At 59.7% G+C, this 26,160-nt stretch carries 30 protein-coding genes and 1 pseudogene; 20 read left to right on the top strand and 11 right to left on the bottom strand.

Annotated features, from left to right (window positions below):
- Positions 1–269 precede the first annotated feature (269 nt).
- On the bottom strand, positions 270–431 hold the full coding sequence (locus tag V1289_RS05710; RefSeq protein ID WP_334396025.1) for a hypothetical protein: 162 nt from the start codon (positions 429–431) through the stop codon (positions 270–272).
- Between the two features lie 260 nt (positions 432–691).
- Here V1289_RS05710 and V1289_RS05705 point away from each other — a divergent pair, with 260 nt between their 5' ends.
- Together V1289_RS05705 and V1289_RS05700 are read left to right on the top strand one after the other, a co-directional pair.
- Positions 692–2,098, top strand: a complete 1,407-nt coding sequence (locus tag V1289_RS05705; RefSeq protein ID WP_334396024.1) for an ATP-binding protein — start codon at positions 692–694, stop codon at positions 2,096–2,098.
- Positions 2,058–2,288: a hypothetical protein gene (locus V1289_RS05700; protein WP_334396023.1), complete on the top strand. Its 231-nt coding sequence runs from the start codon at positions 2,058–2,060 to the stop codon at positions 2,286–2,288. Before V1289_RS05705 ends, V1289_RS05700 begins: the two co-directional genes overlap by 41 nt.
- Before the next feature lie 12 nt (positions 2,289–2,300).
- Here the strand turns inward: V1289_RS05700 and V1289_RS05695 are convergent, their stop codons facing one another.
- From V1289_RS05695 to V1289_RS05685, 3 genes and pseudogenes are all read right to left on the bottom strand, one after another.
- On the bottom strand, positions 2,301–2,906 hold the full coding sequence (locus tag V1289_RS05695) for an AraC family transcriptional regulator (RefSeq protein WP_334396022.1): 606 nt from the start codon (positions 2,904–2,906) through the stop codon (positions 2,301–2,303).
- Positions 2,907–2,960: 54 nt separating this feature from the next.
- Positions 2,961–3,245, bottom strand: a complete 285-nt coding sequence (locus V1289_RS05690) for a hypothetical protein (RefSeq protein WP_334396021.1) — start codon at positions 3,243–3,245, stop codon at positions 2,961–2,963.
- Between the two features lie 60 nt (positions 3,246–3,305).
- Positions 3,306–3,434 (bottom strand): annotated as a pseudogene (locus tag V1289_RS05685) ((2Fe-2S)-binding protein); the annotation flags it as partial.
- 809 nt (positions 3,435–4,243) lie between these two features.
- On the opposite strand from V1289_RS05685, the gene V1289_RS05680 reads away from it, so the two are divergent.
- The 13 genes from V1289_RS05680 to V1289_RS05625 all read left to right on the top strand — a co-directional run bounded on the left by V1289_RS05680 (position 4,244) and on the right by V1289_RS05625 (position 15,164).
- Entirely contained in the window at positions 4,244–4,897 is a 654-nt protein-coding gene (locus tag V1289_RS05680) for a hydrolase (RefSeq protein WP_334396020.1), read from the top strand.
- Positions 4,898–4,933: 36 nt separating this feature from the next.
- Entirely contained in the window at positions 4,934–5,230 is a 297-nt protein-coding gene (locus tag V1289_RS05675; protein WP_334396019.1) for a XapX domain-containing protein, read from the top strand.
- Positions 5,231–5,247: 17 nt separating this feature from the next.
- Positions 5,248–7,134 (top strand): amidohydrolase, encoded by a 1,887-nt coding sequence (locus tag V1289_RS05670; RefSeq protein WP_334396017.1) that lies wholly within the window; start codon positions 5,248–5,250, stop codon positions 7,132–7,134.
- 58 nt (positions 7,135–7,192) lie between these two features.
- On the top strand, positions 7,193–7,381 hold the full coding sequence (locus tag V1289_RS05665; RefSeq protein WP_334396016.1) for a hypothetical protein: 189 nt from the start codon (positions 7,193–7,195) through the stop codon (positions 7,379–7,381).
- Entirely contained in the window at positions 7,378–8,790 is a 1,413-nt protein-coding gene (locus V1289_RS05660; protein ID WP_334396015.1) for a cytochrome ubiquinol oxidase subunit I, read from the top strand. The genes V1289_RS05665 and V1289_RS05660 overlap by 4 nt, the downstream gene beginning before the upstream one ends.
- A gap of 5 nt (positions 8,791–8,795) precedes the next feature.
- Positions 8,796–9,788: a cytochrome d ubiquinol oxidase subunit II gene (gene cydB, locus V1289_RS05655; protein ID WP_334396014.1), complete on the top strand. Its 993-nt coding sequence runs from the start codon at positions 8,796–8,798 to the stop codon at positions 9,786–9,788.
- Positions 9,789–10,002: 214 nt separating this feature from the next.
- A complete protein-coding gene (locus V1289_RS05650; protein ID WP_442895953.1) occupies positions 10,003–10,437 on the top strand; it encodes a DoxX family protein in 435 nt (144 codons plus the stop codon).
- A gap of 76 nt (positions 10,438–10,513) precedes the next feature.
- Complete coding sequence (locus tag V1289_RS05645; protein WP_334396012.1) at positions 10,514–12,103, top strand: MFS transporter; 1,590 nt, start codon at positions 10,514–10,516, stop codon at positions 12,101–12,103.
- A 55-nt stretch (positions 12,104–12,158) separates the two neighbouring features.
- Positions 12,159–13,298, top strand: a complete 1,140-nt coding sequence (locus tag V1289_RS05640; RefSeq protein WP_334396011.1) for an HlyD family secretion protein — start codon at positions 12,159–12,161, stop codon at positions 13,296–13,298.
- Positions 13,299–13,325: 27 nt separating this feature from the next.
- Entirely contained in the window at positions 13,326–13,598 is a 273-nt protein-coding gene (locus V1289_RS05635; RefSeq protein WP_442895952.1) for a hypothetical protein, read from the top strand.
- Positions 13,595–13,708, top strand: a complete 114-nt coding sequence (locus V1289_RS49510; RefSeq protein ID WP_442895951.1) for a hypothetical protein — start codon at positions 13,595–13,597, stop codon at positions 13,706–13,708. The genes V1289_RS05635 and V1289_RS49510 overlap by 4 nt, the downstream gene beginning before the upstream one ends.
- Before the next feature lie 59 nt (positions 13,709–13,767).
- The gene (locus V1289_RS05630) at positions 13,768–14,532 is read left to right on the top strand and encodes an enoyl-CoA hydratase/isomerase family protein (protein ID WP_334396010.1); all 765 of its coding nucleotides are present in this window, start codon (positions 13,768–13,770) and stop codon (positions 14,530–14,532) included.
- Between the two features lie 74 nt (positions 14,533–14,606).
- Positions 14,607–15,164 (top strand): aldehyde dehydrogenase family protein, encoded by a 558-nt coding sequence (locus V1289_RS05625; RefSeq protein ID WP_334407288.1) that lies wholly within the window; start codon positions 14,607–14,609, stop codon positions 15,162–15,164.
- A gap of 515 nt (positions 15,165–15,679) precedes the next feature.
- Here the strand turns inward: V1289_RS05625 and V1289_RS05620 are convergent.
- On the bottom strand, positions 15,680–16,630 hold the full coding sequence (locus tag V1289_RS05620; protein ID WP_334396009.1) for a LysR family transcriptional regulator: 951 nt from the start codon (positions 16,628–16,630) through the stop codon (positions 15,680–15,682).
- Between the two features lie 48 nt (positions 16,631–16,678).
- On the opposite strand from V1289_RS05620, the gene V1289_RS05615 reads away from it, so the two are divergent.
- The 4 genes from V1289_RS05615 to V1289_RS05600 all read left to right on the top strand — a co-directional run bounded on the left by V1289_RS05615 (position 16,679) and on the right by V1289_RS05600 (position 19,434).
- Entirely contained in the window at positions 16,679–17,419 is a 741-nt protein-coding gene (locus tag V1289_RS05615; protein ID WP_334396008.1) for a dienelactone hydrolase family protein, read from the top strand.
- 32 nt (positions 17,420–17,451) lie between these two features.
- On the top strand, positions 17,452–18,033 hold the full coding sequence (locus V1289_RS05610) for a cupin domain-containing protein (protein ID WP_334396007.1): 582 nt from the start codon (positions 17,452–17,454) through the stop codon (positions 18,031–18,033).
- Positions 18,034–18,113: 80 nt separating this feature from the next.
- Positions 18,114–18,854: a fumarylacetoacetate hydrolase family protein gene (locus V1289_RS05605; protein WP_334396005.1), complete on the top strand. Its 741-nt coding sequence runs from the start codon at positions 18,114–18,116 to the stop codon at positions 18,852–18,854.
- A 190-nt stretch (positions 18,855–19,044) separates the two neighbouring features.
- On the top strand, positions 19,045–19,434 hold the full coding sequence (locus V1289_RS05600) for a hypothetical protein (RefSeq protein WP_334396004.1): 390 nt from the start codon (positions 19,045–19,047) through the stop codon (positions 19,432–19,434).
- On the opposite strand, the gene V1289_RS05595 is transcribed toward V1289_RS05600, so the two are convergent.
- The 5 genes from V1289_RS05595 to V1289_RS05575 all read right to left on the bottom strand — a co-directional run bounded on the left by V1289_RS05595 (position 19,424) and on the right by V1289_RS05575 (position 24,536).
- Complete coding sequence (locus V1289_RS05595; RefSeq protein WP_334396003.1) at positions 19,424–20,782, bottom strand: dicarboxylate/amino acid:cation symporter; 1,359 nt, start codon at positions 20,780–20,782, stop codon at positions 19,424–19,426. The two genes, V1289_RS05600 and V1289_RS05595, sit on opposite strands and share 11 nt — an antisense overlap.
- Before the next feature lie 80 nt (positions 20,783–20,862).
- Entirely contained in the window at positions 20,863–21,894 is a 1,032-nt protein-coding gene (locus V1289_RS05590) for a quinone oxidoreductase family protein (RefSeq protein ID WP_334396001.1), read from the bottom strand.
- A gap of 10 nt (positions 21,895–21,904) precedes the next feature.
- Positions 21,905–22,819 carry a 3-keto-5-aminohexanoate cleavage protein gene (locus tag V1289_RS05585; protein ID WP_334396000.1) on the bottom strand — a complete coding sequence of 305 codons (915 nt, stop codon included), beginning with the start codon at positions 22,817–22,819 and terminating at the stop codon, positions 21,905–21,907.
- 10 nt (positions 22,820–22,829) lie between these two features.
- Positions 22,830–23,591 (bottom strand): SDR family NAD(P)-dependent oxidoreductase, encoded by a 762-nt coding sequence (locus tag V1289_RS05580; protein WP_334395999.1) that lies wholly within the window; start codon positions 23,589–23,591, stop codon positions 22,830–22,832.
- Positions 23,592–23,597: 6 nt separating this feature from the next.
- A complete protein-coding gene (locus V1289_RS05575; protein ID WP_334395998.1) occupies positions 23,598–24,536 on the bottom strand; it encodes a dioxygenase family protein in 939 nt (312 codons plus the stop codon).
- Positions 24,537–24,661: 125 nt separating this feature from the next.
- On the opposite strand from V1289_RS05575, the gene V1289_RS05570 reads away from it, so the two are divergent.
- Positions 24,662–25,702, top strand: coding sequence for a LacI family DNA-binding transcriptional regulator (locus V1289_RS05570; RefSeq protein ID WP_334395997.1), 1,041 nt, complete (start codon positions 24,662–24,664; stop codon positions 25,700–25,702).
- Positions 25,703–25,835: 133 nt separating this feature from the next.
- Here the strand turns inward: V1289_RS05570 and V1289_RS05565 are convergent, their stop codons facing one another.
- Positions 25,836–26,123 carry a YciI family protein gene (locus V1289_RS05565; protein WP_334395996.1) on the bottom strand — a complete coding sequence of 96 codons (288 nt, stop codon included), beginning with the start codon at positions 26,121–26,123 and terminating at the stop codon, positions 25,836–25,838.
- Between the last annotated feature and the right edge of the window lie 37 nt (positions 26,124–26,160).

The following is a 26,160-nucleotide window of genomic DNA, read 5'->3' as shown; positions in this document are numbered from 1 at the left end:
GTTCGTTGCTCGCAAGCGGCCTGAACCGTAAAATCATAGGCTTTCGGAACTTGGCGGCTCGATGTGCCTGTCCGATGTCCGAAATGAATGGTGGGGCGAGGTCGCACGATTGCGGGCATCGTGTTCGATAGCCACACTGGCCCCGCGGCAATGCTGGCGATTGGCGATCGGTAGTTCCATCCTTCGACCCAAGCTCCTTCCGCTCGATCGACTACTGAAGAGCATGTGGGCCAGCGCATCTTGCTGGAAGAATTCCTTCGTGACTCAATTCAGTGTTTTGAGGAACGCAACCGCAGCGGGATCAGCGACGTGTCGTTGAATATGATGATCTTGTCATGACGCGCAACGGCTGACAAGTTGGCCTGAGGCAGTACGACTTCCCAAAAGTCGTCCAGCATTGCGACTCTCAACCCGCGCCCCTGCGTCAGCATGGCCGACGGCTGTCCTAGACGGAAGCTTCGCGGGCAAGCATTCAGCGATGGTGCCATCGGCTCCTCTGAGCGAGCCCTTGGGCGACTGAGCTTTGATCGCCCGCCTGGACAAGGCTATACAGCGGCCCGTCTAGTATCGAGCGGTAGACACTAATGTAAGGCCAGGGTTCGTACCTATAAAACCAAGGTATAACTGAGGCGATCGCCCATGGAAACCTAAGTGGGATTTAGCGTTCACACTACTCCTCTATGCTGCGTCAATGGAGCGGCGCAAATGGGTCAGTCATCCGATACAGACTCTAGCGGACGCGCCGTCGAAAGCTACAAATCCGTTCGAAGTTAATCCAAAATGGTGGCGCGCCATGCTCATAGAAAAGTCGTTCGACACGAAGAGCCGCCCACGTTTGCCGGTCGGACTTCTACACTGTAGGGCTGCAACTTTGCCGATGGAAGAACGCGCATCTGAGCCCCTCCCTGATATTACTGGTCCGCGGGTCAAGAACGCGTTTGCGTTTGGCCCATTCAAGCTGTCCGTGGCTGAGAGATTATTGAAGCGGGGGGAGGAGACCCTCCCGATTGGCGGTCGTGCGCTCGATCTTTTGACGGTCATGGTAGAGCGCGCCGGCGAAATTATCAGTCATAAGGAGCTAATCGCGCGAGCTTGGCCTGGCGTCACCGTGGAGGAAACAAATCTACGGGTGCATATCTCCGCTCTTCGCAAAGTGCTCGGCGATGGTCTGGATGGTGCTCGGTACATTTCCAATGTCGCAGGCCGAGGCTATTGCTTCGTGGCGACCGTGGTGCGTTCCGGTGTACAGCAAACTCTCCTGCAGGACGACAATGCTGGTATCGCAAGCCGAACACATAATCTGCCCGCTCGGCTCGCGACAATGCGCGGCAGGGAGCAGTCCGTCCGCCAACTGCTAACCAAACTCAAGACATGTCGTTTCGTCAGCATTGTTGGTCCGGGGGGCGTCGGAAAAACGACAGTCGCAGTCGCGGTCGCCCACGCGTTAGTGGAGGGCTTCGACGGCGCCGTCTTCTTCGTCGACCTGGGTGCCTTAGCTGAATCGCGGCTAGTGCCGACTGCGGTCGCGTCGGCGCTAGGCGTCGTGGCACCGGCAGAAGACGCATTGTGCCGCCTCCTTGATTTTCTTGGTGGCGGAAGAATTCTTCTTCTGCTCGACAATTGCGAGCATGTCGTCGACGCGGTTGCGCAATTGGCCGAGCGCGTTGTGAATGAAGCACCACAAGTCCACATTCTCGCGACCACGCGCGAGGCGCTGCGGGCCGAAGGCGAGCACGTGCACATGCTTCATTCGCTTGAGACGCCACCAGACGATCCTAGACTGTCTGCGGCCGAGGCGCTCAGATATCCCGCCGTGCAGCTTTTCTTGGAGCGCGCGCTTGCCGGCGGTCATCATTCGCAGTTGTCGGACGCCGAAGCGCCTAGCGTCGCAAACATTTGTCGTCGGCTCGACGGTCTACCGCTCGCGATAGAACTCGCGGCAAGTCGCGTTGGGTCACTTGGGGTCAGCGGCACCGCAGAATTGCTCGACAACAGGTTCAAAGGTCATCTGGGAGGGCCGACGGACGGCTCTTCCGAGACATCAGGCGCTGAAGTCCATGCTGGACTGGGGCTACAACCTGCTGTCGGATCTCGATAAGCAGGTTCTTTGCAGACTTTCCATCTTCGTCGGGGACTTTGCAATCAAGGCTGCTTGTGAGGTCGCCGCCGATGGAGAAGTCGATGACGGCCTCGTCACTCACGCGATCACGAGGTTGTTGGAAAATTCGCTGATTTCGACTGTCTTTCGGCGTGGGGTCTCGGCGCCGATCGGCGCTCCAACTGCTTGATTGAGCTTATGTCTATGGGTCAACGCTCCAGGCGCGAGGACTTAAGCCGACGAGTCGGGTAAATACACGTGTGAAGTGGCTTCTGTCTACGAAACTGCAACTGTGAGCAATCGCGGACAGCGACGCATCTCGATCCCGAAGCATGACCTTCGCCGTGTCGCCACGCGCCTGGAGCAGCCAGGCGTGCGGAGCGAGGCCGGTTGATTTACGGAATGCCCGCGAGAAGTGGCCGACCGACAGCCCGCACGTTTTGGCGATTTCACTCAGTGATATTGCACCAGCCACATTGTTAGTAATCAATTCCTTCGACAGTCTTTCCTGCCACGGTGCGAGTCCACCCTTGAGCGGCTTCGAAAGCGTGCGGATGCCGCCGTATTTGTGCGCTGTATGACTTGCGAATGCGAGCGTCACGTAATCCATGAACAGTCGATTGGCTTGGTCAGGAGCGCGAAACGCAGGCATCAGCGATAAGCCCAAATGCTTCAGTGTCTCGTCCGAGATCCCCACGCCAGGCTCGTACTGAAGTTCGTCTATGCGCGGCACGTCGGCCTGATCCGTCAGAGCATCGATTGCCACTCTCGGTAGATAAAAGAGGACGGAATGGAAAGGTCGGTCCATCAGCACACGTGGTTCACGCCTCATATCGCTGATTAGGATTTGTCCCGCCTGGACTCATGCAGTGGAAACCTGACGGTCGCATTCCCAATAGCTATTTTTAGCAACGTCACTCATGACTAAGGTGATCCCATAGGCGTTTACGCGTGGCAAAGGAGCCGATAGCGTCCCCGACGGATTGATCACGTGTATGTCGGTCACCGCGATCTCAGCTTTTCCCAGCGTTCGCGTCACGATGGCGGGCGCATCCTCTAGGCCAAGTTTTTCTGCCAGGCTGCGACCGTAAGGAAAGTGTGGGCTGCGCGAAGAATTTGGATCTGTCCATTGCAGCTTCCAATTCATATTCGGATAGCACTCAGGCCCGCGATTAAATCACAGCAACGTTCGTACCAAAAGCGCCGAGAGGCCTGCGCCGCAACCGAACTTGGTGCCAGTAAGCTCGAGGTCCTCCCGGATCACCCACAGCAACGGGGTTGCCGGCGGTGCCTCGGTTGAGGCCAACTTGCCGTTTACGGAGAAACTGGTCGCCATGACTTCCTCGCGAACCGTTCCGTCTCCCTGGGGAGAGTGGCTATTAGTCTACTGTTTTGCTTGGATGGGTCCATACCGTCTCCGATCGATTGGTACGGCCAAACCCAACACGATGACTGGTCTCGTATTCTCCTGCACGTCCTAACTCTCACCAGCCTGGAAGGCCGTACTACGGCTCGAGGGAGGCGAGGTAGGCCGCGATTCCCACCATGTCGTCGACGCTCAGCTAATAAGTTGTTCGAAGACGTAAAATTTACATTTTTTTTCAGCCTTTTACTCGCCAATCCCTCTTATTAGGCAGAACTTGGTGCCTGCCTGCGCGGGGCGCCCGGACGGTGAGGGAGGTATCCGATGCAATTCTCCTCAATACCCGGCAAGACTTCGGTCCCCGCGTCAACGCCCGCGTCAACGCCCGCGGCGACGCCCGGCGTTTCGGATGAATTGTCTGCAGCGTTGACTAATTGGCTGGCTGAGGCGCGATTGGCTATCAGCCACGATCCGCGCACAGCGGATCGGTATTGGGACCGGTCCGCTTGGCGTCGAGGACAGCAGTTGCGTCGAGTGGAGGCGCCTGCGCTTGACCACGGCCTGGTCGGCGTGAGTTACAGGTTCTGCTCGAGTATCAACGCGATTGGACCAGAAAAGAAACTTACGACGGAGCCAGAGCCATCGTCGAATCGAATGGGAGCGGCATCGGCCTCGCTTACTCAAGAGATATGATTCATCCAGCGGGATAGGGCAATTCGCCATCGTCCAGATGAAAGTGCGTCATCAATCCTAGCCACCTCGTCCAAAACGGAGAACGAACAATGACGGAACTCGAGATGCTCACCCCACAAAACAGCGCAATTGCCCTGGTCGACTATCAGCCCGCCATGTATCAGGGCGTGCAATCCCATGACCGACTAGTAGTCTTCAACAACATACAGATCCTCGCTAAGGCCGCGAAGCTTTTTAGCATTCCCACTATAATTTCGACAATCGCCAAGGACTCCTTCTCGGGTCCTTTCATGCCGGAAGTGACCGAACTGTTTCCGATGCATGAAGTGATTGACCGAACCGCCATGAACGCGTGGCTGGACCCGAACTTCCGCAAGGCTGTTGCGGGGACCGGTCGCAAGAAGATTGTCATCGCTGGTCTCTGGACCGAGGCCTGCGTGATGTTTCCGACGCTCGACATGCTGAAGGCTGGTTACGAAATTTACATTCCCGCGGACGCATGTGGAGACATTTCGCCGGAGGCACATAACCGCGCAATGGATCGCGGTGTCCAGGCCGGCGCGATCCCGATCACGTCGCTTCAATATGTGTTCGAGCTTCAGCAGGACTGGGCCCGCTCGGAGACCTACGAAGGCGTGATGAGTATCATGCGTGAGCACACGCCCTACGGCATCCAGGTGCGATTCTCCAAATGGGCGCTCGGTGAACATGCCTCCGAGGGTGGGCTGAAGGCAGCCGAATAGGGCGCTTTGCGTTCGCATCCTCAACGGGGACCGACGATGAGAATATATCTGCTGTCGCTCGGCACCGGTGTTTTGGTCGGGGTGATTTACAGCCTTCTGAATGTCCGCTCTCCGGCGCCTCCTCTCGTAGCGTTGGTCGGTTTGCTCGGAATTCTTATTGGTGAGCAGGTCATCCCGATCGGGAAGCAAGTGGTTGCCGGAACTTCGCTGCGCAGTGCCTGGCAGCAAGCGAAATGCGCCTCGCACATGTTTGGCATGCTGCCCGGCGGCCACGCCGGCGCAGCAGCTACAGCGACCACGACGACTGCGGTTTCCACGGAGACACAGTCATGACGCACGGAGACACGTCCATGACGACCGACATGCCCGATCTGATCCTCCACCGCGGCCTGTTTACGACCCTAGACCGCTTAAATCCGACGGCGAGCGCGGTCGCCATCAAGGACGGCAGGTTCACCGGGGTAGGTCAGGACCAGGAGATCATGCCTCTTGCTGGTTCCCACACGAAAATCATCGACCTGAAGGGACGCCGCGTTCTACCCGGCTTGATCGACAACCATCTTCATATCATTCGCGGCGGCCTGACCTTCAACATGGAGCTCCGTTGGGACGGCATCTGGTCGCTCGCCGACGCGATGGCCATGCTGAAGCGTCAGGTCGCGATCACGCCACCGCCGCAATGGGTCCGGGTGGTCGGCGGCTTCACCGAACACCAGTTTGCCGAAAAACGCCTGCCGACCATCGAAGAGCTCAATGCCGTCGCTCCGGATACTCCGGTTTTCCTTCTGCATCTCTACGACAGGGCGATCCTGAACGGCGCTGCGCTGCGCGCGGTTGGTTACACCAAGGGCACGCCCGAGCCGCCAGGCGGAGAGATCACGCGCGACGCTAGGGGCAATCCGACCGGCTTACTGCTCGCTAAACCGAACGCCAATATTCTGTACGCGGCACTGGCCAAGGGGCCGAAGCTGCCGTTCGACTATCAGGTCAATTCGACCCGTCACTTCATGCGGGAACTGAACCGGCTCGGCGTCACCGGCGCGATCGACGCCGGCGGTGGTTCCCAGAACTATCCGGAAGACTATGCGGTCATCCAGAAGCTCAGCGACGAGGGACAGCTAACGATCCGGCTTGCCTACAACCTCTTCACGCAGAGGCCGAAGGGGGAGAAGGACGACTTCCTGAACTGGACCAAGACCTCGAAATACAAGCACGGCACCGACTACTTCCGCCATAACGGCGCCGGCGAGATGCTGGTGTTCTCGGCGGCCGATTTCGAGGATTTTCGCGTTCCGCGGCCCGACATGCCGCCGGAGATGGAAGGCGAACTTGAAGGGATCGTCCGGATCCTGGTCCAGAACAAGTGGCCGTGGCGGATGCACGCGACCTATGACGAAACCATCTCGCGGGCGCTTGATGTTTTCGAAAAGGTCAACCAGGACATGCCGCTCGAAGGCCTGCACTGGTTCTTCGATCACGCCGAAACCATCTCGGACCAATCCATCGACCGCATCGCTGCGCTTGGCGGTGGCATCGCCGTACAGCACCGCATGGCCTATCAGGGCGAATATTTCGTCGAGCGCTACGGATTTGGCGCGGCGGAGGCGACGCCGCCGGTGAAGAGGATCATCGACAAGGGCGTCAAAGTATCCGCCGGCACTGATGCCACCCGTGTCGCGTCCTACAATCCCTGGGTCTCGCTGGCCTGGCTCGTGACCGGCATGACCGTCGGCGGTCTTCACATCACGCCGCAGCGCAACTGCCTCGACCGCGAGACAGCACTGCGGATGTGGACGGAAAACGTGACCTGGTTCTCGAACGAGGAAGGCAAGAAAGGCGGAATCCAGGTCGGTCAACTTGCGGACCTGATCGTGCCTGATCGCGATTACTTCTCCTGCGCCGAAGCAGAGATCGCCGAGACGACGTCCGATCTGACAGTGGTGGGTGGCAAGGTCGTGTACGCGGCGTCCGGTTTCAAATCTTTGGACAGCGCCGCTCCGCCACCTGCGATGCCCGACTGGTCCCCGGTTCGCGCGTTCGGTGGTTATGCGGCTTGGGGCTCCGCCGAATCTGCGGGCCAACCGGCGTTGGCACGGAAGATGGCAATGAGTTGCGGCTGCGCCAATCAGTGCAAAGTCCATGGGCACGATCACGCCACGGCTTGGTCGAACAAGTTGCCAATCGCCGATCTGAAGAGCTTCTGGGGCGCGCTCGGCTGCGCCTGCTGGGCGGTGTGATCATGCAAGCAACTGCCTAAGGTTCGGAAGTTGGGACGTGCCCCAAGCGGAGCGACGAATGAATACGGCTCCAAACTCTATCTTTGGTTCCATCGGAGCGGTCGTCGCAACGCTGCTTGGCGTAGCCTTCTTCTTCATCATCATCGGCGTGTTCGGTCTTTCGGCTTCGATCGCAGCCCTCGTGCTGTTCCTCGCGCTGGCGGTATTCATCTTCCGACGTCCCCAGGATCAGGAGACACGGCCATGAATCTCGACCCAGCCCTCCTTGCCCGCATCCAGTTCGGCTTTACGGTCAGCTTTCACATCATCTTCCCGACCATCTCTATCGGGCTCGCGATGTTTCTGGCGATTGTCGAGGGCCTATGGCTGAAGACCAAGGATCCACTGTACCTCCAAATCTATCGTTTCTGGCTCGGCATTTTTGCGATGGCCTTCGGCGTCGGTGTTGTCACCGGAATAGTATTGTCGTTCGAGTTCGGTCTTGCCTTCGCGAAGTTTGGTCAGATGGCCGGACCGGCGATCGGCCCGATGATCGCCCTCGAAGTTCTGACCTCGTTCTTTCTGGAGGCAGGCTTTCTCGGGATCATGCTGTTTGGCCTCCATCGGGTCGGGCCAAGGCTGCACTTCCTCGCCACCTGCATGGTGGCGCTTGGAACCTTGCTGTCGGCATCCTGGATTCTCTCGGCTAACAGCTGGATGCAGACGCCCGATGGCATCGAGGTCGTGAACGGCCATGTTGTCGTGACCGATTGGCTGAAGGTGGTCGTCAATCCGTCCTGGCTCTATCGCCTGCCGCACATGCTGACCGCGGCCTATATCACGGGCTCTTTCCTCGTTGCGGGCGTGGGCGCCTGGTATCTGTTGCGCGGCGAGCACGTGGCGTTCGGACGCCGGACCGTGTCAATGGGCACGGCCTTCGCTACCATCCTGATCGCAACTCAGGTTTTTCTCGGCGACATCCTGTACGGGAAAATGGTGCAACTCCAGCCGGCCAAGATGCAGGCGGCCGAGGGATTCTGGGACAAGCAATCGGAATCGCCGGCACCGTACTACTGGATCATCGTTCCCGATCAGGAGCATCAGCGCAACCGCGTCGCGCTCGGCATTCCGGTTCTTGGCAGCATCTGGCTGACCCACAGCCTTGACGGCCGCGTCGATGGACTGAAAAACACGCCGGTAGATCGTCAGCCGCAAATGGGCTGGGTCTTCTACGGCTTCCGGGTGATGTACGGCATCGCGATCATAATGTTCGGTGTCGCCGTCACATCGTTGTGGCTGCGCTGGCGAGGGCGTCTGTTTAACACGCGCTGGTTCCTGCGGGCGCTCGTCGTGATGACGCCATCCGGCGTCGTGGCGACGGTAGGTGGCTGGTATCTCGCCGAGACCGGCCGTCAGCCCTGGGTGATCTATGGAATTCTCCGCACCATCGATGCTGTATCGCCGGTGCCGGCCGACGCGTTGCTGTCGAGCCTAATTGCCTTCGTTTGCATCTACGGATTGTTCGGAACCTCGTTCGTTCTGTTTGCCTTCCGCATGATCCGGCGGGGCCCGCAGGACGCGCCGGCGCAGGCCGAAGCCTCGGGCTCCCTGAAGCAGGCGCTGAAAGCCCGCATGATGAATGCGCCGATCAGCGGCAACCCAGTTCCGGCGGAGTGATGACCATGGATTTGCCACTGCTTTCCGCCCTGTTCGCCGCCTTCGCGCTATCGCTTTATGTGATGCTCGACGGTTTCGACCTCGGTGTCGGCGCCTTGCTGCTCGCGCAATCCGACGAGCAGTTGCGCGACCGCATGGTCGATTCCATCACGCCGACCTGGGACGGCAACGAGACCTGGCTGATCATGGCCGGTGTAACCCTTCTTGCTACCTTTCCGATAGGCTATGGCATCCTGCTGTCGGCCTTCTACATACCGCTGATAACAATGCTGCTGGCGCTTGGCTTGCGTGGCGTCTCCTTTGAATTCCGCTATCAGGCCGAGAGCGGTCGCCGGGCTTGGGACGTCGCATTCGGCTTCGGCTCCATCATCGCGGCGCTGATGCAAGGCTTCATCATTGGCGGCCTCATCCAGGGCGTCGCAGTCGATGGCGAGCGCTTCAGCGGCAGCGTCCTCGATGTCTTTCAACCGTTTTCCCTTCTCGTCGCGGTATCGGTATTGGTGGGGTACATGGTGCTTGGGGGAGGGTGGCTGCATTTGAAGGCGACCCGCAACTTGCAGGGCTTCGCGGACCGCAGCCTGCGGCGGACGACGCCCGTCTTCGTCGGCCTGGCGGTGGCGACCTGCGCCGCTGCTTCCTACGTTCAGCCCGGCGTCTCGGACGCGTGGACATCTCATCCGGTGGTGCTCGGACTCATCGGTCTCCTGTTTCTTTCCGCCGCCGCTGCGCTTTTGCAGGCGATCGGTGGACCTTCGGCACTTCGACCGTTTCTTCTCGGGCTCGTCTTGTTTGCTCTTGGCGTTGCGGGCCTCGGCTTCACGATTTTCCCGGACGTCGTGCCGTTTCGCCTGACGCTCTGGCAGGCCGCATCGGGAAGCCTCAGCCACGTCTTCCTGCTGATCGGGGCTGCCATCGTCACGCCGGTCGTGCTCGCCTATTCCGCCTTCGCCTATCGGGTCTTCCGTGGCAAGACGCCCGAGACGGGGTGGGAAGGATGAGCGGACGGTCCCAGCGCCTGCGATGGTTCGGGGGTCTGTATCTGGCGTCGCTTGCGGCGCTCGCTCTCACCGCGCTCCTGATTCGGACGGTCCTGTGGCTTGCCGCCTGACCTTACCGGACGCTGGGTCGTTCCAAGCTGATCGGATGCCAACGAACAGTGATTGATAATTATGAGAATGTTTCAATGAAACGCTCGAGGCGCTGGGTGTCAGCATGAGAGAGAGTTTGAGATCGTTATTTTGTTTGCCCGGGGCGCGCTGGATCGCATTGTTGTGTCTGTGCGCCGCCTACCTGCAGGGCGGCATAGGCAAGGCAATGGACTTTGACGCTGCCATCGCTGAGATGCAACATTTTGGCTTTGCGCCGGCTGCGCCCTTCGCGATTGCCGTGATCATCTTGGAAATCGGCGCGTCGATGTTGATCCTGAGTGGTCTGTATCGATGGGCAGGCGCGCTGGCGCTGGGAGGTTTCACGCTGTTTGCGACATTCCTAGCCAACCGTTTCTGGGACGTGCCGCCGGACGAAAGGTTTATGATCGAAAACTCGTTTTTTGAACATCTTGGCCTTGTCGGTGGCTTCGTCCTGGTGGCCTGGCACGATCTGCAAAAACAAGGATTCGAGGCAAACTCGCGGGAAAAGAAACTCTAACAAGATATCAGAGCTAGAGGATGAATATCCTTTTCATCGGATTCCAGGTGTTTCAATGGTTGAGCTAAGCGGATCCATGGCCATTGTCGCCTCGCCACACGTCGAGGCGCCGCCCGCAGGTTCCCGGCAGCTTCGTCTGATGCTGCTTGGCCTCGCGTTTGCGGCTGGTATGGAATTCTACACGGCCGACAGCATCAACCTTGTGTTGACGGATATTACCGGGAGCTTTGGCGTGTCGGGCGACGAAGCGAGCTGGAGCCTCACGGTCTACAGCTCCGCTTTGTTCCTCGGAGTGCCGGTCTGCGTCTGGCTTGCGGGGTATGTCGGCCACAAGAACTACCTGATTGGAACAGTGCTGTTGTTTGCCGCAGCATCGGTCGTGAGCGCGACCTCGTACAGCTTCCAGACCATGTTGATGGCGCGTGCCATCCAGGGACTGGCGGGCGCTGGTCTCGTGGTCTGGTGGCGCGGCAGCGTTTATCTCTTGTTACCGAAGTCACAGCGCAGCGAATCGCTCATGCGCATATCGACCGTGCTTTATCTTTCCAGCGCACTCGGCATGCTGTTCAGCGGCTACGTCACCGATCACTTCAGCTGGCGGTACATCTGCCTCCCAAACCTTGCCTACGCGGCTGCCGCGATCTGGCTGTTGGTGCGCTATTTCCCCGATATGCCGGCGAAAAGGGCGGAGCAGCCGAGCGCGACCGACTGGCTAGGCATCGCTCTTATCGCCGTGACCGTAATTTCCTTGCAGGTCATTCTCAGCCGTGGCCAGATCGATGACTGGTTGGGGTCCTCACGCATTCGTCTACTCTTCGGGCTGGGGACCACGACCCTTATCTTGTTCGCGATCTGGCAAACGAGTCTCCGCAACCGCGCTCCGCTGCTTCGGATCGAACTGTTGCGCGACCGCTACGTGCTGTCTTCTGTTCTCATCGGCATATGCACAGGGATGATCCTCTCCGGCAGCCTGTACCTGCTCCCGGAATTCCTTCGTAACGTCGCCTCACAGCCGCTAAGCGCGACCCAGACCGGACGGGTCATGGCTGTATATGCGTTAACGGCAGCCGCAATTCGCCCGCTGGTGGTCGGCGTCGTCGCCCGTTTCGGACAACGGAAGACAATCTGCGGGGCTCTCTGCTGTCTCGTCGCGTCGATGTTGCTGTTCAACCGGCTTCTAACTACCGCCACGCCTGCATACTATTTCTATCTACCGCTGGTCCTGTATGCCCTGTGTCTGTCGGCGTTGCTGCCATCGGTCGGTAGCGGCACCGTTGCCCGCACCGAGCAGAACAAGCTCATGGATGGCGTCGCTCTTTACATGACTTTCCGTCAGTTCGGCGCAGCGCTCGGCGTCGCTGTGCTAACGATCCTGGTCGAACGACGCGAGACACTTCACTCCTCGCGGCTATTCGATCACCTTCGTACCTCAAGCGAGGTAATGCAGAATTGGATGATGACTGCGTCATCCGCCATCGTGTCACGCGGTGGTTACTCAGCGCCGCATAGCCAACAAGTCGCCACCAAACTGCTGGCAGAGATCGGAGGCCGCGAGGCCGCCACACTCGCCTATGCAGATGCCTTCCTTTTCATGGCGCTCATTGGGATAGTCACGCTCTGCCTCGTCCCGATTATCCCGCCAACTCCGGTATCTAGAAAAAAATGAAACGGGAACAACACTACCGCCGATTATCGATACATCTTACCTCAAGAACACAGCTATGAACGATCAACCCGCGCTCAAAGAATTACCGCCCGCTCCGACCCTACGTGTCGAGGCGCCGCCTGGCGTGAAAATTCCATCGTCGCCCGAAGCGCACTCCCGCCGGCGACCTATCGTCATCGGCGCCCTTGCATTCGGCATCGCTGCCGTCTGTCTCTATTTGTTTCTGCCGGGCTTTTGGCGGGTCAGTACCGATGACGCATTCGTCAACGCGCACGTGGTCTTAATCGTACCGAAGGTGTCGGCTTACGTTTCGAAACTGCACGTGGACGACAACTCGAAGGTCACGCGCGGCGACCTGGTGGTTGAACTAGACCCAAGAGACTTTGAAGTCGCGGTAGATATGGCCAACGCCGACGTGAAGAGCGCTCAGGCCAACGCGGAGAACGTCAAAGCGCAGCTCCAAGAGCAGCAAGCCCTCGTTGCGGAGAGCCAGTCTGCCGTCGATGGCGATCAGGCCATAGTTGATTTCGCTCAACAGCAATTCGAGCGTTTCAAATCCCTTGCGTCCAATGGGTCCGGAACCGTCGAGCGATTTCAGCAGGCGGAGTCCGATGTCGCGGAGCGACGTGCCACGCTTCAGCACGATCTCGCGGCACTCGACGCCGCTCGCGCCCATCAAGGCGTGCTCAAAACCCAGGAGCAGCAGGCGAAAGCGACGATCGAACGTCAGCAGGCTGCGCTGGCGCAAGCGCAGCTGAATTTGTCGTACACAAAAATACGTGCGTTTGAGACCGGCAGCGTGACAAACAAGACGGTTGAGGTCGGAAACTATGTGCAACCCGGGCAGGTTCTGTTTTCGATCGTTCCAGACACCCTCTATATCACAGCGAACTATAAGGAAACGCAATTGACGGGCGTGCGGCCCGGCCAACGGGTGACGATCCGGGTCGACGCATTTCCTGAATTGCGTCTCCAGGGACGTGTTGACAGCATCCAGCGTGGTACCGGCTCGCAATTTGCCTTGCTGCCTCCGGAGAATGCGACGGGCAACTTCGTCAAAGTTGTGCAGCGCGTGCCGGTCAAGATCACATTCGACGATCCGGGCCAAGCGCTGCACTGGATCTCTCCTGGTATGTCCGTGGAGGCGAGGATTTATACGGCGGATCCGCCTGCTTGGCTGAGCTTCCTCGACTAGCCACGTACGCGAAAGTGAGATCGAGTGATGCGAAAGATGAGAAAGAGTGTGCTCGCGGTTGTGCTCCTCGCCGCGCTGGTTCCTGGACCCGGGGTTGCTAATGCCGATCTAGACACGGCTATTGGCGTAAGTGATACCGAGATACGCATCGGCAACATCATGCCTTATACCGGTCCGCTGGCGGCGTTCGCGACGATCGGAAAAGCCGAGGCGGCCTATTTCGATATGATCAACGATAATGGGGTATCAACGGCCGCAAGACCAAGTTCATCTCCCACGACGATAACTCCAAGCCGGTGAGAGCCCTCGAACAGACCCGCAGGCTGGTCGAAACCGATAAGGTTTTCCTGATTTTCGGCTCGTGCTTGTTTGGAAATGGGCACTGTCGGCGCAAATATAGGCGAACATAGGCACAAAGCGCCAATCGAATTAGCGACGACCATCAGCAATCAATTTCGGAGGACGACAAATGGCTCAGTTCGACGCCTACAAGGACGCCTTTCCTAACGCGCGGCTGACGCGCTCAACTGCCGGCGTCCTCGAGATCGCGCTTCACAGCAACGGTGACACTCTCGTTTTCGACGGCTACACGCATGAGCAATTCGTCGACCTCTTCGACGCCGTCGGTCGCGATAGCGCCAACCGCGTCGTAATCCTGACCGGAACCGGCGATGCCGTCATGGAGGAGATCGCTCCCGGTGGCTTCGACTTCTTCACGCCCACCGGCTACGACAAGATCTATCGCGAGGGTAAAAAGGTTCTCATGAACATCCTAGACATCGAAGTGCCGATGATCGCGGCTCTCAACGGCCCGATCCGCCTTCATTCCGAATACGCGCTACTCTGCGACATCGTAATTGCGTCGCCCGATACTGTTTTTCAGGACAGGCCACACCTCCAGCTCGGAATCGTGCCGGGAGACGGGATGCACGTTATATGGCCGGAGGTCATCGGAAGCATCCGGGGCCGCTATTTCCTGCTAACTCGACAGGAGCTTGATGCGGAAACCGCCAAGGAGTGGGGTGTCGTCAACGAGATCGTAGCAAAACCCGAACTCATGAATCGGGCTCGGACTATTGCCGCTACCTTGGCGGCAATTCCCCCGCTCACGTCACACCTCACGCGCGTTGCTCTTACGCAGCGCCTCCGCCGGCTTATCGAGGAGGGCGTCGGTTACGGACTCGCGCTCGAAGGCATTAGCGCCGCGGAAGTCGCCCGGTCAAGTAAGGCGTAAGTTTGTTCTGCAACGTTCGCGCGGCACCGTGAGCTAGGCGAGCCATCACAAAGAACACACCAGTCATCTAACCAATCTTTGGTGCTCGAAGGCCGTGCGGTGTACCCGCACGAGGTATCCCGTCGGTTAGCAGTCCACGTTTGCTCAGGACCTGCGCCGCGATCCGGATGGGCGATCCGGCAGGTCGTGCCACCGCACTTGGCCCGGTAATCTCCGAGAAACAAATGAAAAGCGTTGTCGATTACGTGGATATCGGCGAGAAGGAGGGCGCCGTGTTGACGACCGGCGGCAGGCGTGTCGGCGACCGCGGCTACTTCATCAGCCCCGCGGTGTTCGCCGACGTCGAGCACGAGATGCGCATCTCGCAGGAGGAAATCTTCGGTCCCGTGGTGAGTGTCATCAAGTTCCGCGACGAGGCCGATGCGCTGCGCATTGCCAATGGTACTGCCTACAGCCTCGCGGCTGGGGTATTGAGCCGCGACATCGGGCGCGTGCAGCGTTTCGCGAAGAAAGCGAACGCCGGCACCGTCTGGATCAATACCTATGGCTACACCGATGTGCGGTTGCCATGGGGCGGCGTGCGCGATTCTGGCTTCGGCCGCGAACACGGCTCGGCGGCGATCGATCTCTGAGAGGGCGTCGAGCGATCGACGCCACTATCAATTGATGCGCAGTCTGCAAAAGCGTGTCTCCAAGAGCATCAGAAGAAGTTGATGGCGCGACTTGATCCGGCGGAAGCGGAGACGATCATTTCCAGGCTAGGAGACTAGCATACCGCGCTCCCGGAGGAACGAAGCATCTCACTCGGGCCGCCGTAACGCCTCACCCCCCGAGCTTCTTGGACAACCTCTGAAACTTCACGTCTAGGGCCAACTGAAAAGGGCAGCGGATTTGAAGAGAAGAGTCCCAGGAAGTTCTTGCGCGTCAAAACAGAAGTTCGCGTCGAGCACCATCCGACGATCCCTGGGGAACGCCCGCACGCCACCCGTCTCTCGATGACAAAGGCACAGAAGAAGCCCATCCCTCCTCGGACATTCGATCCCGCATCAGAGCCAACCTCCGCAAACAGCAGCTTTTAAGTCACGGATCAGGCGTGACTGTTATCCGGTTTGTCCCCGCGACCTGGTCTTTACGAGGGTCGATAGGGTCAGTTGCTGCGGGGCGGCCGTAACTGGCTGGCGTTTGCGACCGCCGCTCTGAGCGTCTTTCGCAACCACATTAATGCTGGCTCCGCATCGAAACGCTCGTGCCAGAACTGTCTGATAATCAGCTTCGGAAGCTTGAGCGGATGCGGCAGAATCTCGATTGGGGCCGCATCCGCCATCAGCACACCCAGAGGCCTGGGCACTGTCGCGACCAGATCGGAGGATCCCACGATCATTGGAAGCGCGAGAAAATGTGGCACGCGTACCGCGATATGTGAATCAAGCCCGTGTTTGCGCAGTGTCCTCTCGACGATGGCGTGGCCAGTTCCTTCGGCTTTCGCAAGCGCATGTCGCTCTCTCAGAAAGATCGCTTTGGATATTGCCGATTGTTTCACGCCGGGATGGCCACGCCGGGCCAGTGCGACATAGTCGGATTCGAACAGAAGCTGTTGCCTCACGCCAGAGCGAAGCTCCGGGATAAATCCGACGGCCAAATCAACCGCTCCTGTGCGCAATGCAGGGAGTATTTGTTCCATGGGCAGTTGTATCGTGCTGAAAAAGATGCCGGGAGCACTCTCTCGACACGCATTGAGTAGATGAGGCAGGATCACAGCTTCCGCAATATCGCTCATCACGATCGTGAAGGTGCGCTTGTCGGTCGCACTATTGAAATCCGACCGCATGGCAAGCCCGCGTCGCACGGAACTCAAGCCATCGCACCAGTGGGTCGCGAGCCGTTCGGCAAAGGGCGTTGGCTCCATTCCACTCCCGCTGCGAACGAAAAGCGCATCGCCCGTGAAATCTCTCAGCCGCCGCAATGCGTTCGACACGGTGGGCTGACTGGTGTTGAGCTCAACCGCGGCCCGCGAAATATGCCGACGGCGCCAAACGGCATCGAATACGATCAGCAGATTGAGGTCGATTTTATTATTCATAGCGAAAATATCTAGCATTCTCGCATTCTCATTGCAAATGAGCTTGCGATCGATAGCCTCACTCTCATGAACAGCATTGAATTTTTCGGCGCGGACCGCGAAACGCTATCTGCGCCCCTCGTACTTCCCAAGTCCGGGAAACCCAAGGTTCCAGGCATTGTGCTTCTTCCGGCCATCGCTGGAATGAACGACTATGTGAGGAGTGTTGCGCATCGCCTATCAGCAAGCGGCTTCGCGGTCGCGATCCTCGACTACTTCGCCCGCGAAGGCAGGTCCCCCGATGTCTCGTCCCCTGCCGCCATCGATGTCGCGGTGAATTCGCTCCCCGATCATCGCGTGATCGCGGACGCCTGTGGTCTCGTCGGTGCCTTGCGCGAACACGAGGCGGTTGATCCAGAACGGATCGGTTCACTGGGCTTCTGCATCGGCGGCATGTATTCGCTGATGCTGTCCGCGGAGTCGCCCGATCTTTCCGCGTCGGTCGATTATTACGGTCTGGTTCGCTACGCGAAACCTTCAGATCAGAAACCTGTGTCGCCACTCGACCGTGCCAAAGATATCCAAGCTCCGTTCCTTGCGCACTTCGGCACATTCGACCGGCTGATTTCCGCTGCGGACATTGAAGCGCTCGAGGGCGAACTCAAACGCGCGTCGAAGCCATACGAACTTTTCAGCTATAACGGAGCACCTCACGCGTTCGATGAAGACTTTCGGCCCGTGGCATATCGCCCCGTCGCATCGAAACTCGCCTGGCAGCGCACGATGACTTTCCTGGACTGGCATCTGAAGGGTGTGCCCGCACGATAAAATGCTTCGTCAAACAGAAGAGGAGGACGCTGATGAACAAGATGACAACGACTATCCCCGCCGATCCGGGCGCGAACATGAAAAATACGGATACGACCGAGTGGTCGAAGTTTATGACCGACGACGAGTATTATCCGTTCCTCGTCAAAAAGAATATCCGCCCAGCGATCTGGCGCTGGCGCGACCTCAAGCCGAGGCTTGATGACGTCGCGCAAGATCCTCTGCGTCGCGCGGACCGGCGATTCATCGCCTTGGTCAATTCGGATACCGGGGAGGCGGGCGGTGTGCTGCCGTCCATATTCCTCGGTATCCAAATTATCAATCCGGGCGAGCACATCGTGCCGCACCGACACAATTCTTACGCGCTGTATCACATCATTCAGGGTAGCGGTTACTCCATCGTGGGCGATCACAAGTTTGAATGGTCGCGCGGTGATACATTCGCTTGTTCGGCTTGGGCCTCGCACGAGCACATCAATACCGGCACTGAGCCGGCGATTCAGTACGTCATTCAGGACATGCCGGCTCGCGCCATGGATCGCAATCTCATCTGGGAAGAGCGGGTTGGCCATATGTTCCACATGGTCGAAGGAAATCTTCCGCACTCGGACTGATTTGACTTCCTGCCGCGCCTCCGATTTCGTCGGGTCGGGTCGGGTCGGAGGCGTTGAGCCGCACGAGACAAGAGGGCTTGATGACGAAGAGCTACGTGTTCGATCCGCCGATTCCGCCGACGGTCGCGGTTGCAGGCGAACCCGGGAGGTTCCCGGTCCGCCGCATCTTCTGCGTTGGCCGCAACTATGCCGCGCACGCCCGCGAGATGGGTAAGGATCCGGATCGCGAGCCGCCGTTCTTCTTTACGAAGCCAGCGGATGCTGTCGTCGATAATGGCACGACCGTGCCTTACCCTCCGGAAACAGGCAATTTTCAGTACGAAATTGAGCTTGTCGTAGCGATCGGCCGAGAAGGCTTCGACGTCAGCCGCGAGGCGGCGCTTGACCTCGTGTTCGGCTACGGCGTTGGCATCGACCTGACTCGTCGGGATCTGCAGTTGGAAGCGAGGAACAAGGGGCGTCCTTGGGATTGGGGCAAGGCGTTCGACCAGTCGGCGCCCATTGCGCCGCTGCATCGTGTGAACGGCGGATGGCACCCGGCCGCGGGCCGCATCTGGCTCGCCGTCAACGGTGCGGTGAAGCAGGATGCGGACCTGGCCGAATTGATCTGGCCGGTGCCGGATATTATCTCGATCCTATCGCGCTCCATGGACCTCAAACCAGGTGACTTAATCATGACCGGAACGCCGGCCCGCGTCGGTGCGATTGTTGCCGGCGACAAGGTCATCGGCGGCATTGATGGTCTCGGCGAGATCGACATCACGGTCGACCAGCCGATCGTACGGCACTCGCTGCGCGTTGTTCGAAATTCACTATTTTGACCCAGTCTGAGAAGGAGCACTAAACGGATGGCGAGCGACCATTCAAAGAAGCTGCGGTCGATCGGCTGATTCCGCCTGACGATCGTGGGCCCCAGCGGCAAGGATGCCGGTTGCGCAATTTTCATCGACCGGCAATTGGCCGGACCCTGCGGCCACGCGGCCGGTCTCTATACGAGACCGCCATTCATGCATGGTGTGGCCACGCAAGGTTGCCAGCTTCCCGACTCTCCCGTGGCGCGATACCGCAACGGATTTCTCACCGGCCTATGCGCGGGACGAATTGCGCTATGCGGTTCGTCTGAATCTGTTCCTGCGGCCCGAACAGGACACGATGACGTTTCGCAACAATGCCAGTCAGGCAGCGCTCCCCATCCGCAGCTTCTCGGGCTTTCTTCCCAGCAACGGCGTCGGCGGGGCGGGCGTGAACTGGAACGGACAAACGTGGCGGTTCCTGCCACGCGGTGATGAGGCCCCAAACTTCGTCGACCGATTTCGGACCATCCATCGTCCTGAGCAAGCCAAGCTTTTGACGATCAATGGCGCGGTCTCGGATCGATTATCGCCCCTGATCAGGCCTTGACGTGCGCTCCGAGCGGACGCGCGCGGTGCGATGGCTCCGCTGCGCCTTCTGAAAATGCGCCGTCTTTCGGAACAGCGCCGTTCAAGACGGCCTGCATCCGCGCATAGTCCAACTCCCTCTCCCACTTTGCCATCACGACGGCCGCGACCCCGTTTCCGATCATGTTCACCAGTGCGCGGGCCTCGCTCATGAAGCGGTCGATACCCAGGATCAGCGCCATTCCGGCAACCGGGATCGTCGGGACGACCGACAGTGTTCCGACTAGCGCGATAAAGGACGCACCGGTTACGCCTGACGCCCCCTTGGAAGTCAGCATCGCCACACCGAATATCGCGAATTCCTGAATGAACGTCAGATCGGTATTGGTCGCCTGCGCCACGAACAATGCCGCGAGTGTCATGTAGATCGAACTGCCATCGGTGTTGAAGACGTATCCGGTCGGCACGACGAGCCCGACCACGGGTTTGGAACATCCGAGCCGCTCGAGCTTTTCCATCAGGCCGGGCAGGGCAGGGTCGGAGGAAGACGTTCCGAGAACGATTAGGATTTCCTCCCGGATATACCGCAGGAACTTGAAGATGTTGAACCCGGCCCACCAGGCGATAACGCCGAGGATGCCGAACACGAAGATGGCGCTCGTCAGATAGAATGTGCCGACCAGTTTCGCGAGCGGTCCAAGAGAGCCGACGCCGAATCGACCGACGGTGAAGGCCATTGCCCCGAATGCACCGAGCGGCGCCAGCCGCATCAGCGCATTCGTCGTACCGAATACCAGATCTGCTCCGGCATCGATCAAATCCCTGACAGGCCTGCCGCGCTCGCCAAGGCGGGAAAGTACATATCCGAATAGAACCGAGATGAGCACCACCGGCAGAATGTCGCCGCGGGCGAACGCATCCACGATCGTATTCGGGATGATGTTCAGGACGAATTCAGCGACGGTTTGCTCCTTGGCCTTGCCGGCATAGGCGGCAACCGCTTTGAGGTCGAGCGTTGCGGGATTGGCGTTGAGCCCCGCACCCGGCTTGACGACCGTCGCGACTGCCCACCCGATCAGAAGCGCAACAGTCGAGACGGCCTCGAAATAGAGCAACGCCTTGCCGCCGACCCGGCCGACCTTCTTCATGTTCTCCATACCGGAGATGCCTGACACCACGGTACAGAAGATGACCAGTGCGATGACCATCTTGATGAGCTTGATGAAGCCGTCGCCAAGGGGCTTCATTTCGACGGCGGTCGCCGGCCAGAAATGCCCGACAGCAATCCCGAGCGCTATCGCGAGAAGAACCTGGACGTACAGGATCCGGTACCAGGGCTTTCGGCCTCCCGAAGCGATGAAGTTTGGCATTTCTTCTCCTTCTCAGCAGCACGACGGTATGAACTTCCGGTATGTCGGAATCTTTAAATTCGCGGCGAGCTCGGGCTGGCTTATGCCGACGGTTTGAGGATGACGCGATCGCGCGAGGAACCGATCACCGCGAGATAGGCTGCCCTGGCGTCCGTCAGCGGATATATCGCGTTGCCTGCAATCGGATACGGCTTGAGATGACCGCTCGCAAAACCCGGCAAAGCGTCCCGCAAAACGTCGCCGCTTGCGATCGAGGAGAATGCGAGCGTATCGATGCCCACGTAAGTATGGCGGCCTCGATAAAATTCGAGAATGTTGAATGATACGATCTTGTCGACGGCAGCGATCAGGATCTGGCGGCCGGCGAGGGCGAGGGATCTATTCGCTGCCTCGAAATACGGATCGCCAACCGTGTTGAAGACGATGTCGGCACCCCTGCCGTTGGTGAGTTCGCGGACCCGGGTGGCGACATCGGTCGTGTCCGCGTTGATGACTTCGATTGGCCCGTTGGCGTGGCCTGCATAGGCCTCGTCCTTGCGAACGACGCCAATGACTTTGGCTCCGCGCCAGGTGGCAAGCTGGGTTGCGGCCTGGCCGACCTTGCCGTTCAGGCCCATCACCAGAACCGTCTCCTGCCGCGTCGGCATTCCAGCCCGACGAAAGCCTTCGATGGCGGTGACGAACGGTACGCCCACGCCCGCGGCCTCGTCCATCGAAATATTGCCTGGCATTTCCACCAGCGCGGCTGCCTCGACGACGAGATGGCTTGCATGGGTGCCGTCGCGGCGAATGCCGAGATCGCCGGATGATCCGAATACCGCCCGTCCCAGCCATTCGGACGGACCATCGACGACGATGCCCGCAAAGTCACGGCCCGGCGTTCGCGGAAAAGCCGCATAGGGCATCAGACCGGTAGCCGCCTTGACATCAGATGGATTGACACCTGCGGCCTTGATTTCGACGATCGCGTCTTGTGGTCCGCGGGTGAGCCAGTACTCTTCGATGACCGGCGCGATCGATGCGGCATCGGCGGCCTTTGACTTTAGCCGGAGCGAGGTCGCATTGAAGGCGAAGTCGGCTGCACCTTTCACGGGCGATGTTGCTGTCGTCATGCTGATATCCTCAGGCCACGTGCGACGCGCCAGCGAGGCGCGTCGGCAATCCGATAATGTCTCTTGCTTCGCGCGGGGTCGCGATCTGTCCGCCCAGATCTTCCACGATGCGGCGCGCCTTCTCGACCATGGCGGCGTTGGAGGGCGCGAGCTGGCCGCGCGACAGATAGACCGAGTCTTCCAGGCCGACCCGGACATGCCCGCCAGCCAGATAGGATTGGGCGACAGCGGTGAACGCCGCCTTGCCGATGCCGATCGCCGTGAACTCCGCTGCCGCTGGCAGCATGTCGCGCGCATACAGCACCGTTTCGGAGCTCGGCTGAAATCCGTAGCGGACTCCCATGACAAACGAACACAAAGGCGGCCTGTCAAGCGTTCCGTCCTTCAGCAGATCGTGCAAGAGGGCAATGTCGCCGGAATCGAACAGTTCAACTTCCGGCTTTACGCCGGCATCCCGCATCACCTTCGCCATGCGCCGCACATTGCCGGGCGTGTTGATCACGACTTCTTTGCCTGAATTCATCGTGTTCAAATCGATCGTGCAGATTTCCGGACGAACCACGGCGATATGCTCGACGCGCTTTTCGGGGTTCATCAGCGTGGTGCCCGGCGCGGCGACGCGCGGTTCGTCCGGTGACGGCACGAAGCGTCCGCCTGGCCCGGTGGTGATGTTGAGAATGAGTTGGGTATTTCTGGCACGGATGCGCTCGACCACGTCGCGATAATAGCCAAGCTCCATGGATGGCTTACCGCTACCTGGCTCGCGCACGTGGATGTGCACGATGGCGGCGCCGGCTTCCGCGGCGCCAAGGCAGGCGTCGGCGATCTGTCCCGGCGTGATCGGCAGATGCGGCGTCTGATCCGGCGTGGTCAGGTTACCGGTGACGGCGCAGGTGATGAAGATTTTGTCGCGGGGTTGGCGCATGAGGGTGCCTTCAGAGTGATCTGCCGCCATCGACGGTGATGGTCGTGCCGGTTGAAAATGTGAGATGCGTGGCGCAGGAGAGGATTGCGGCGGCGACGTCGTCGGCCGTCGCCACCCGTTTCAAGGGAGTCGTGGCGGATGTCTTTTCATTGAAATCCGCGCCGCGTCCGGGGACGAAGCCGGTATCGACGACACCGGGTGCCACGCCGAGCACGCGAACCTGCGGCGCCAATGCGCGTGCCAGCGATTTGGTCATGACGTCGATGCCGGCCTTGGTGGCGCAGTAGGCGATCGAGGACCCCGCCCCCGTGGTGCCCGCAATCGATGAAACCGACACGATAAGGCCGTCGCCGGAGGCCTGCAGGAGTGGCGCAAAGGTGCGGATCGCGGCGAATTGTCCGCGCCAGTTGACCCGAAACATCCGGTCGATCAGTTCGTCGTCCAGCGCCTCGAGATCGGCATGCGGAACGGGCTTGGTAAATCCCGCCGTGTTGACCAGAATGTCGAGGCGTCCATAGCGCGCCACGACGGCCTCGCGCAGCGCGATCAGTGTCGCGGTCTCGGCGACCTCGGCGGCAAAGGCCGCGTGCTCCCGGCCGGCGAATGTCGCCAGCAGCGCGTTGGCGGCGGCCGCCTTATCGGGGCCGGCGCGATGCGTAATGACGACGCGCGCGCCGCCCTCGGCGAACTGTCGCGCCGTCGCGGCACCGATGCCGCCGGCACCGCCGACGATCAGTGCGACCTTGTCTTTCAGGGAAATCGGGTAGGTCATGTCAGCTCACTTGATGGGGGGCACAGGAAGCTTGGCGTCGCCCGCTTCCATCACGAACGCGTAGTCCAGTGTGTACCAAGGCGCTTTCACGTCCGGCGCGGGCGGTGTGTCGGAATCGTGGCGCCGGAAATCGCCGATCAGCGCGCGGGTTACGCCAAACACGACGTCGCTGCTGAGGTGCTGGTCATCGTCGACAAAGATCTGCGTGATCAGCGTCTTGAATCCGGGCTTGTAGCCGAGGAAATGAATATGCGCCGGCCGATACGGATGCCGGGACTGGGCGCGAAGCATGTCGCCGACGGGACCGTCGGTCGGGACCGGGTATCCCGCCGGTTTGACGGACCGGAAGCCGAACCGCCCATCTGCATCCGTCAGAAACTTGCCGCGCAAGTTCATATCCGCCTGGGTATCGTCCTGATTTTCGTAAAGTCCGACCGGCGATGATTGCCAGACGTCGACCTCTACGCCCTCGATCGGCTTGCCGGCCGCGTCGACCACTTTGCACGAGGCGAACAATTCCGGCCCCGGTGTAGGAGAGCGAACGATCGAACCGCCATTGGCGGTCTTTGGCGAGCTCATGCGCCAGAACGGACCGAGCAGCGCCGCCGCCGTTTCGGTGGCCCCGGCGTTGCCATTGTTCAGCAGACAGACCAGTGTCGAAAAGCCGATGGCGTCGGCAAACAGAATGCCCTCGTTATGCCGGTCGTTGGTTGCCTGACCGATGCGGTTCATCAGATCTATGCCGATGTCGTATTCGGCCTCGGTCAACTTCACCTCACGCGCGAAGGCATGGATGTGCCGGACAAAGGATGCCGCGATCTCGCGGAGGCGGCCGTCGGGCGTTTGCGCCATGGCAGCCAGAACCACCGGCGTCACCTCTTCCTGGCTCTCAATAATGCTGCCGAAATTTTCTTTGCCGCTGTGTGGCGCCGATACTGAATTCATGGACGGCCTCCTGCTTGGGGAATGTCGATGCAATCGTTTGCATCCTATATTGCAATCGATTGCAAAACGTCAAGTGCTCTGCGATAATGCTGCCGGGCCCCGGGCCTAAGCTCCAGAAAGACCTCATGAATCCCGTCGCACTCACAACACTCAAGCAGATCGCTGCAGCGATCGGCGTGCACACCTCGACGGTGTCCCGCGCGCTGGACCCGCAGAAGCGCCACCTCGTGGCGGACGATGTTGCCGAGCGCATCACCCATGTGGCGCAATCGCTCGGCTACCAGCCCAACCGCATCGCAACCAGCCTGCGTACCGGACGATCGCAACTCGTCGGCGTTCTGCTGCCCGACATCGCCAATCCGGTATTCGCGCCGATTCTCAGCGGCATCGCCGAAGCGCTGGCAACCCAAAATTATTCGCCGATCGTTGCCGATGCCGGCAATGACTCCTCGCAGCAAATCGCGTTTGTCGACAATCTTCTCAACCAGCGCGTTGACGGAATCATCCTCGCGACGGTGTCCCGCGACGACGACGTGGTCGGACATTGCCTCGACCGCGGCCTGCCGGTCGTTCTCGTCAACCGTTTTGAGTTTCGCGACCGGGTATCATCGATCGTATCGGACGACGAACTGGGCATGCAGCTCGCCGTCGATCATCTTGTGTCGAACGGCCATCGTCATATCGGCCACCTGTCGGGACCACTCAGCACGTCGACGGGATTGTTGCGGCGCGATGGATTTTCGCGCGCGATGGCGCATCACAATTTGCCGATTCACGTCGAGGAAGCGTCCCACTTCACGCGCGACGCCGGCGTCGCGCCTGCGCGCGCGCTTCTTGCGGGCACGGATGGGATCACGGCAATCGTGGCGGCCAACGACCTGCTCGCACTCGGAACGTTCGATGCAATGCGGATGCTCGGCTTGCGCTGTCCCGATGATATTTCGGTGGTTGGCCACAACGATATGCCCCTGGTCGATCTTATCTCGCCGCCGTTGACCACGATCCGAATTGAGCATCGCGAAATGGGACGCGGCGCAGCGAAGCTGCTGTTGAAGGAAATCAATGAGCGCGATGCTGCCGTCCAACATGTGATCCTGCAACCGGAGCTGATCGTAAGAGCATCAACAACGCCATTGCGAATGCTCTCCGAAATCGAAAAATATTAGCATCACGTTACAGCGGTGCGGTCCTGCCAGGTGTCGGCGCTTGGCGCGGCCAACTGTGTCTGAATACGGCCGGCTGCCCTGGTGATGCTGATGGCAATCCTGTCGATCGGGCGGATGACGCAATCATTCGAAGTTAGCCCTGGCGGCGAAGAAATGCGGTAATCGAAATTTTGTCCCAGATGCCGGCGGCCGCGAATGGGTCCGCTCGATGGAACGACTCGACGTCGGCGCGGCCCGGCGCCTCGATCAAAAACAGACTGCCGATCATGGCCTGCCCGTCGTCAGATGTGAGCGGTCCGGACATGACAATCGTCACGCCGAAGCGTGAGGTGTCCGACAGGAACGCCTTGTGCGCATCGTAATTCGCGAGTCGGACCGGCAGCGCGCCGGCCCGGTCGAGGGCATGGATTGCAAACAGCATTTTATCTCCGCAGGTCATGGAAACGGCCGCTGCGGCG

Origin of the sequence: Bradyrhizobium sp. AZCC 2289 (assembly GCF_036924615.1) — a bacterium.
Lineage (GTDB): Bacteria > Pseudomonadota > Alphaproteobacteria > Rhizobiales > Xanthobacteraceae > Bradyrhizobium.
This window is presented reverse-complemented; position numbering and strand designations above follow the sequence as displayed.

Coding starts and splice junctions, on each gene's coding strand:
- V1289_RS05710 (WP_334396025.1), bottom strand. CDS start 431: ATGCTGACGCAGGGGCGCGGGTTGAGAGTCGCAATGCTGGACGACTTT.
- V1289_RS05705 (WP_334396024.1), top strand. CDS start 692: ATGGAGCGGCGCAAATGGGTCAGTCATCCGATACAGACTCTAGCGGAC.
- V1289_RS05700 (WP_334396023.1), top strand. CDS start 2,058: ATGCTGGACTGGGGCTACAACCTGCTGTCGGATCTCGATAAGCAGGTT.
- V1289_RS05695 (WP_334396022.1), bottom strand. CDS start 2,906: ATGGACCGACCTTTCCATTCCGTCCTCTTTTATCTACCGAGAGTGGCA.
- V1289_RS05690 (WP_334396021.1), bottom strand. CDS start 3,245: ATGAATTGGAAGCTGCAATGGACAGATCCAAATTCTTCGCGCAGCCCA.
- V1289_RS05680 (WP_334396020.1), top strand. CDS start 4,244: ATGACGGAACTCGAGATGCTCACCCCACAAAACAGCGCAATTGCCCTG.
- V1289_RS05675 (WP_334396019.1), top strand. CDS start 4,934: ATGAGAATATATCTGCTGTCGCTCGGCACCGGTGTTTTGGTCGGGGTG.
- V1289_RS05670 (WP_334396017.1), top strand. CDS start 5,248: ATGACGACCGACATGCCCGATCTGATCCTCCACCGCGGCCTGTTTACG.
- V1289_RS05665 (WP_334396016.1), top strand. CDS start 7,193: ATGAATACGGCTCCAAACTCTATCTTTGGTTCCATCGGAGCGGTCGTC.
- V1289_RS05660 (WP_334396015.1), top strand. CDS start 7,378: ATGAATCTCGACCCAGCCCTCCTTGCCCGCATCCAGTTCGGCTTTACG.
- cydB (WP_334396014.1), top strand. CDS start 8,796: ATGGATTTGCCACTGCTTTCCGCCCTGTTCGCCGCCTTCGCGCTATCG.
- V1289_RS05650 (WP_442895953.1), top strand. CDS start 10,003: ATGAGAGAGAGTTTGAGATCGTTATTTTGTTTGCCCGGGGCGCGCTGG.
- V1289_RS05645 (WP_334396012.1), top strand. CDS start 10,514: ATGGCCATTGTCGCCTCGCCACACGTCGAGGCGCCGCCCGCAGGTTCC.
- V1289_RS05640 (WP_334396011.1), top strand. CDS start 12,159: ATGAACGATCAACCCGCGCTCAAAGAATTACCGCCCGCTCCGACCCTA.
- V1289_RS05635 (WP_442895952.1), top strand. CDS start 13,326: ATGCGAAAGATGAGAAAGAGTGTGCTCGCGGTTGTGCTCCTCGCCGCG.
- V1289_RS05630 (WP_334396010.1), top strand. CDS start 13,768: ATGGCTCAGTTCGACGCCTACAAGGACGCCTTTCCTAACGCGCGGCTG.
- V1289_RS05620 (WP_334396009.1), bottom strand. CDS start 16,630: ATGCTAGATATTTTCGCTATGAATAATAAAATCGACCTCAATCTGCTG.
- V1289_RS05615 (WP_334396008.1), top strand. CDS start 16,679: ATGAACAGCATTGAATTTTTCGGCGCGGACCGCGAAACGCTATCTGCG.
- V1289_RS05610 (WP_334396007.1), top strand. CDS start 17,452: ATGAACAAGATGACAACGACTATCCCCGCCGATCCGGGCGCGAACATG.
- V1289_RS05605 (WP_334396005.1), top strand. CDS start 18,114: ATGACGAAGAGCTACGTGTTCGATCCGCCGATTCCGCCGACGGTCGCG.
- V1289_RS05600 (WP_334396004.1), top strand. CDS start 19,045: ATGGTGTGGCCACGCAAGGTTGCCAGCTTCCCGACTCTCCCGTGGCGC.
- V1289_RS05595 (WP_334396003.1), bottom strand. CDS start 20,782: ATGCCAAACTTCATCGCTTCGGGAGGCCGAAAGCCCTGGTACCGGATC.
- V1289_RS05590 (WP_334396001.1), bottom strand. CDS start 21,894: ATGACGACAGCAACATCGCCCGTGAAAGGTGCAGCCGACTTCGCCTTC.
- V1289_RS05585 (WP_334396000.1), bottom strand. CDS start 22,819: ATGCGCCAACCCCGCGACAAAATCTTCATCACCTGCGCCGTCACCGGT.
- V1289_RS05580 (WP_334395999.1), bottom strand. CDS start 23,591: ATGACCTACCCGATTTCCCTGAAAGACAAGGTCGCACTGATCGTCGGC.
- V1289_RS05575 (WP_334395998.1), bottom strand. CDS start 24,536: ATGAATTCAGTATCGGCGCCACACAGCGGCAAAGAAAATTTCGGCAGC.
- V1289_RS05570 (WP_334395997.1), top strand. CDS start 24,662: ATGAATCCCGTCGCACTCACAACACTCAAGCAGATCGCTGCAGCGATC.
- V1289_RS05565 (WP_334395996.1), bottom strand. CDS start 26,123: ATGCTGTTTGCAATCCATGCCCTCGACCGGGCCGGCGCGCTGCCGGTC.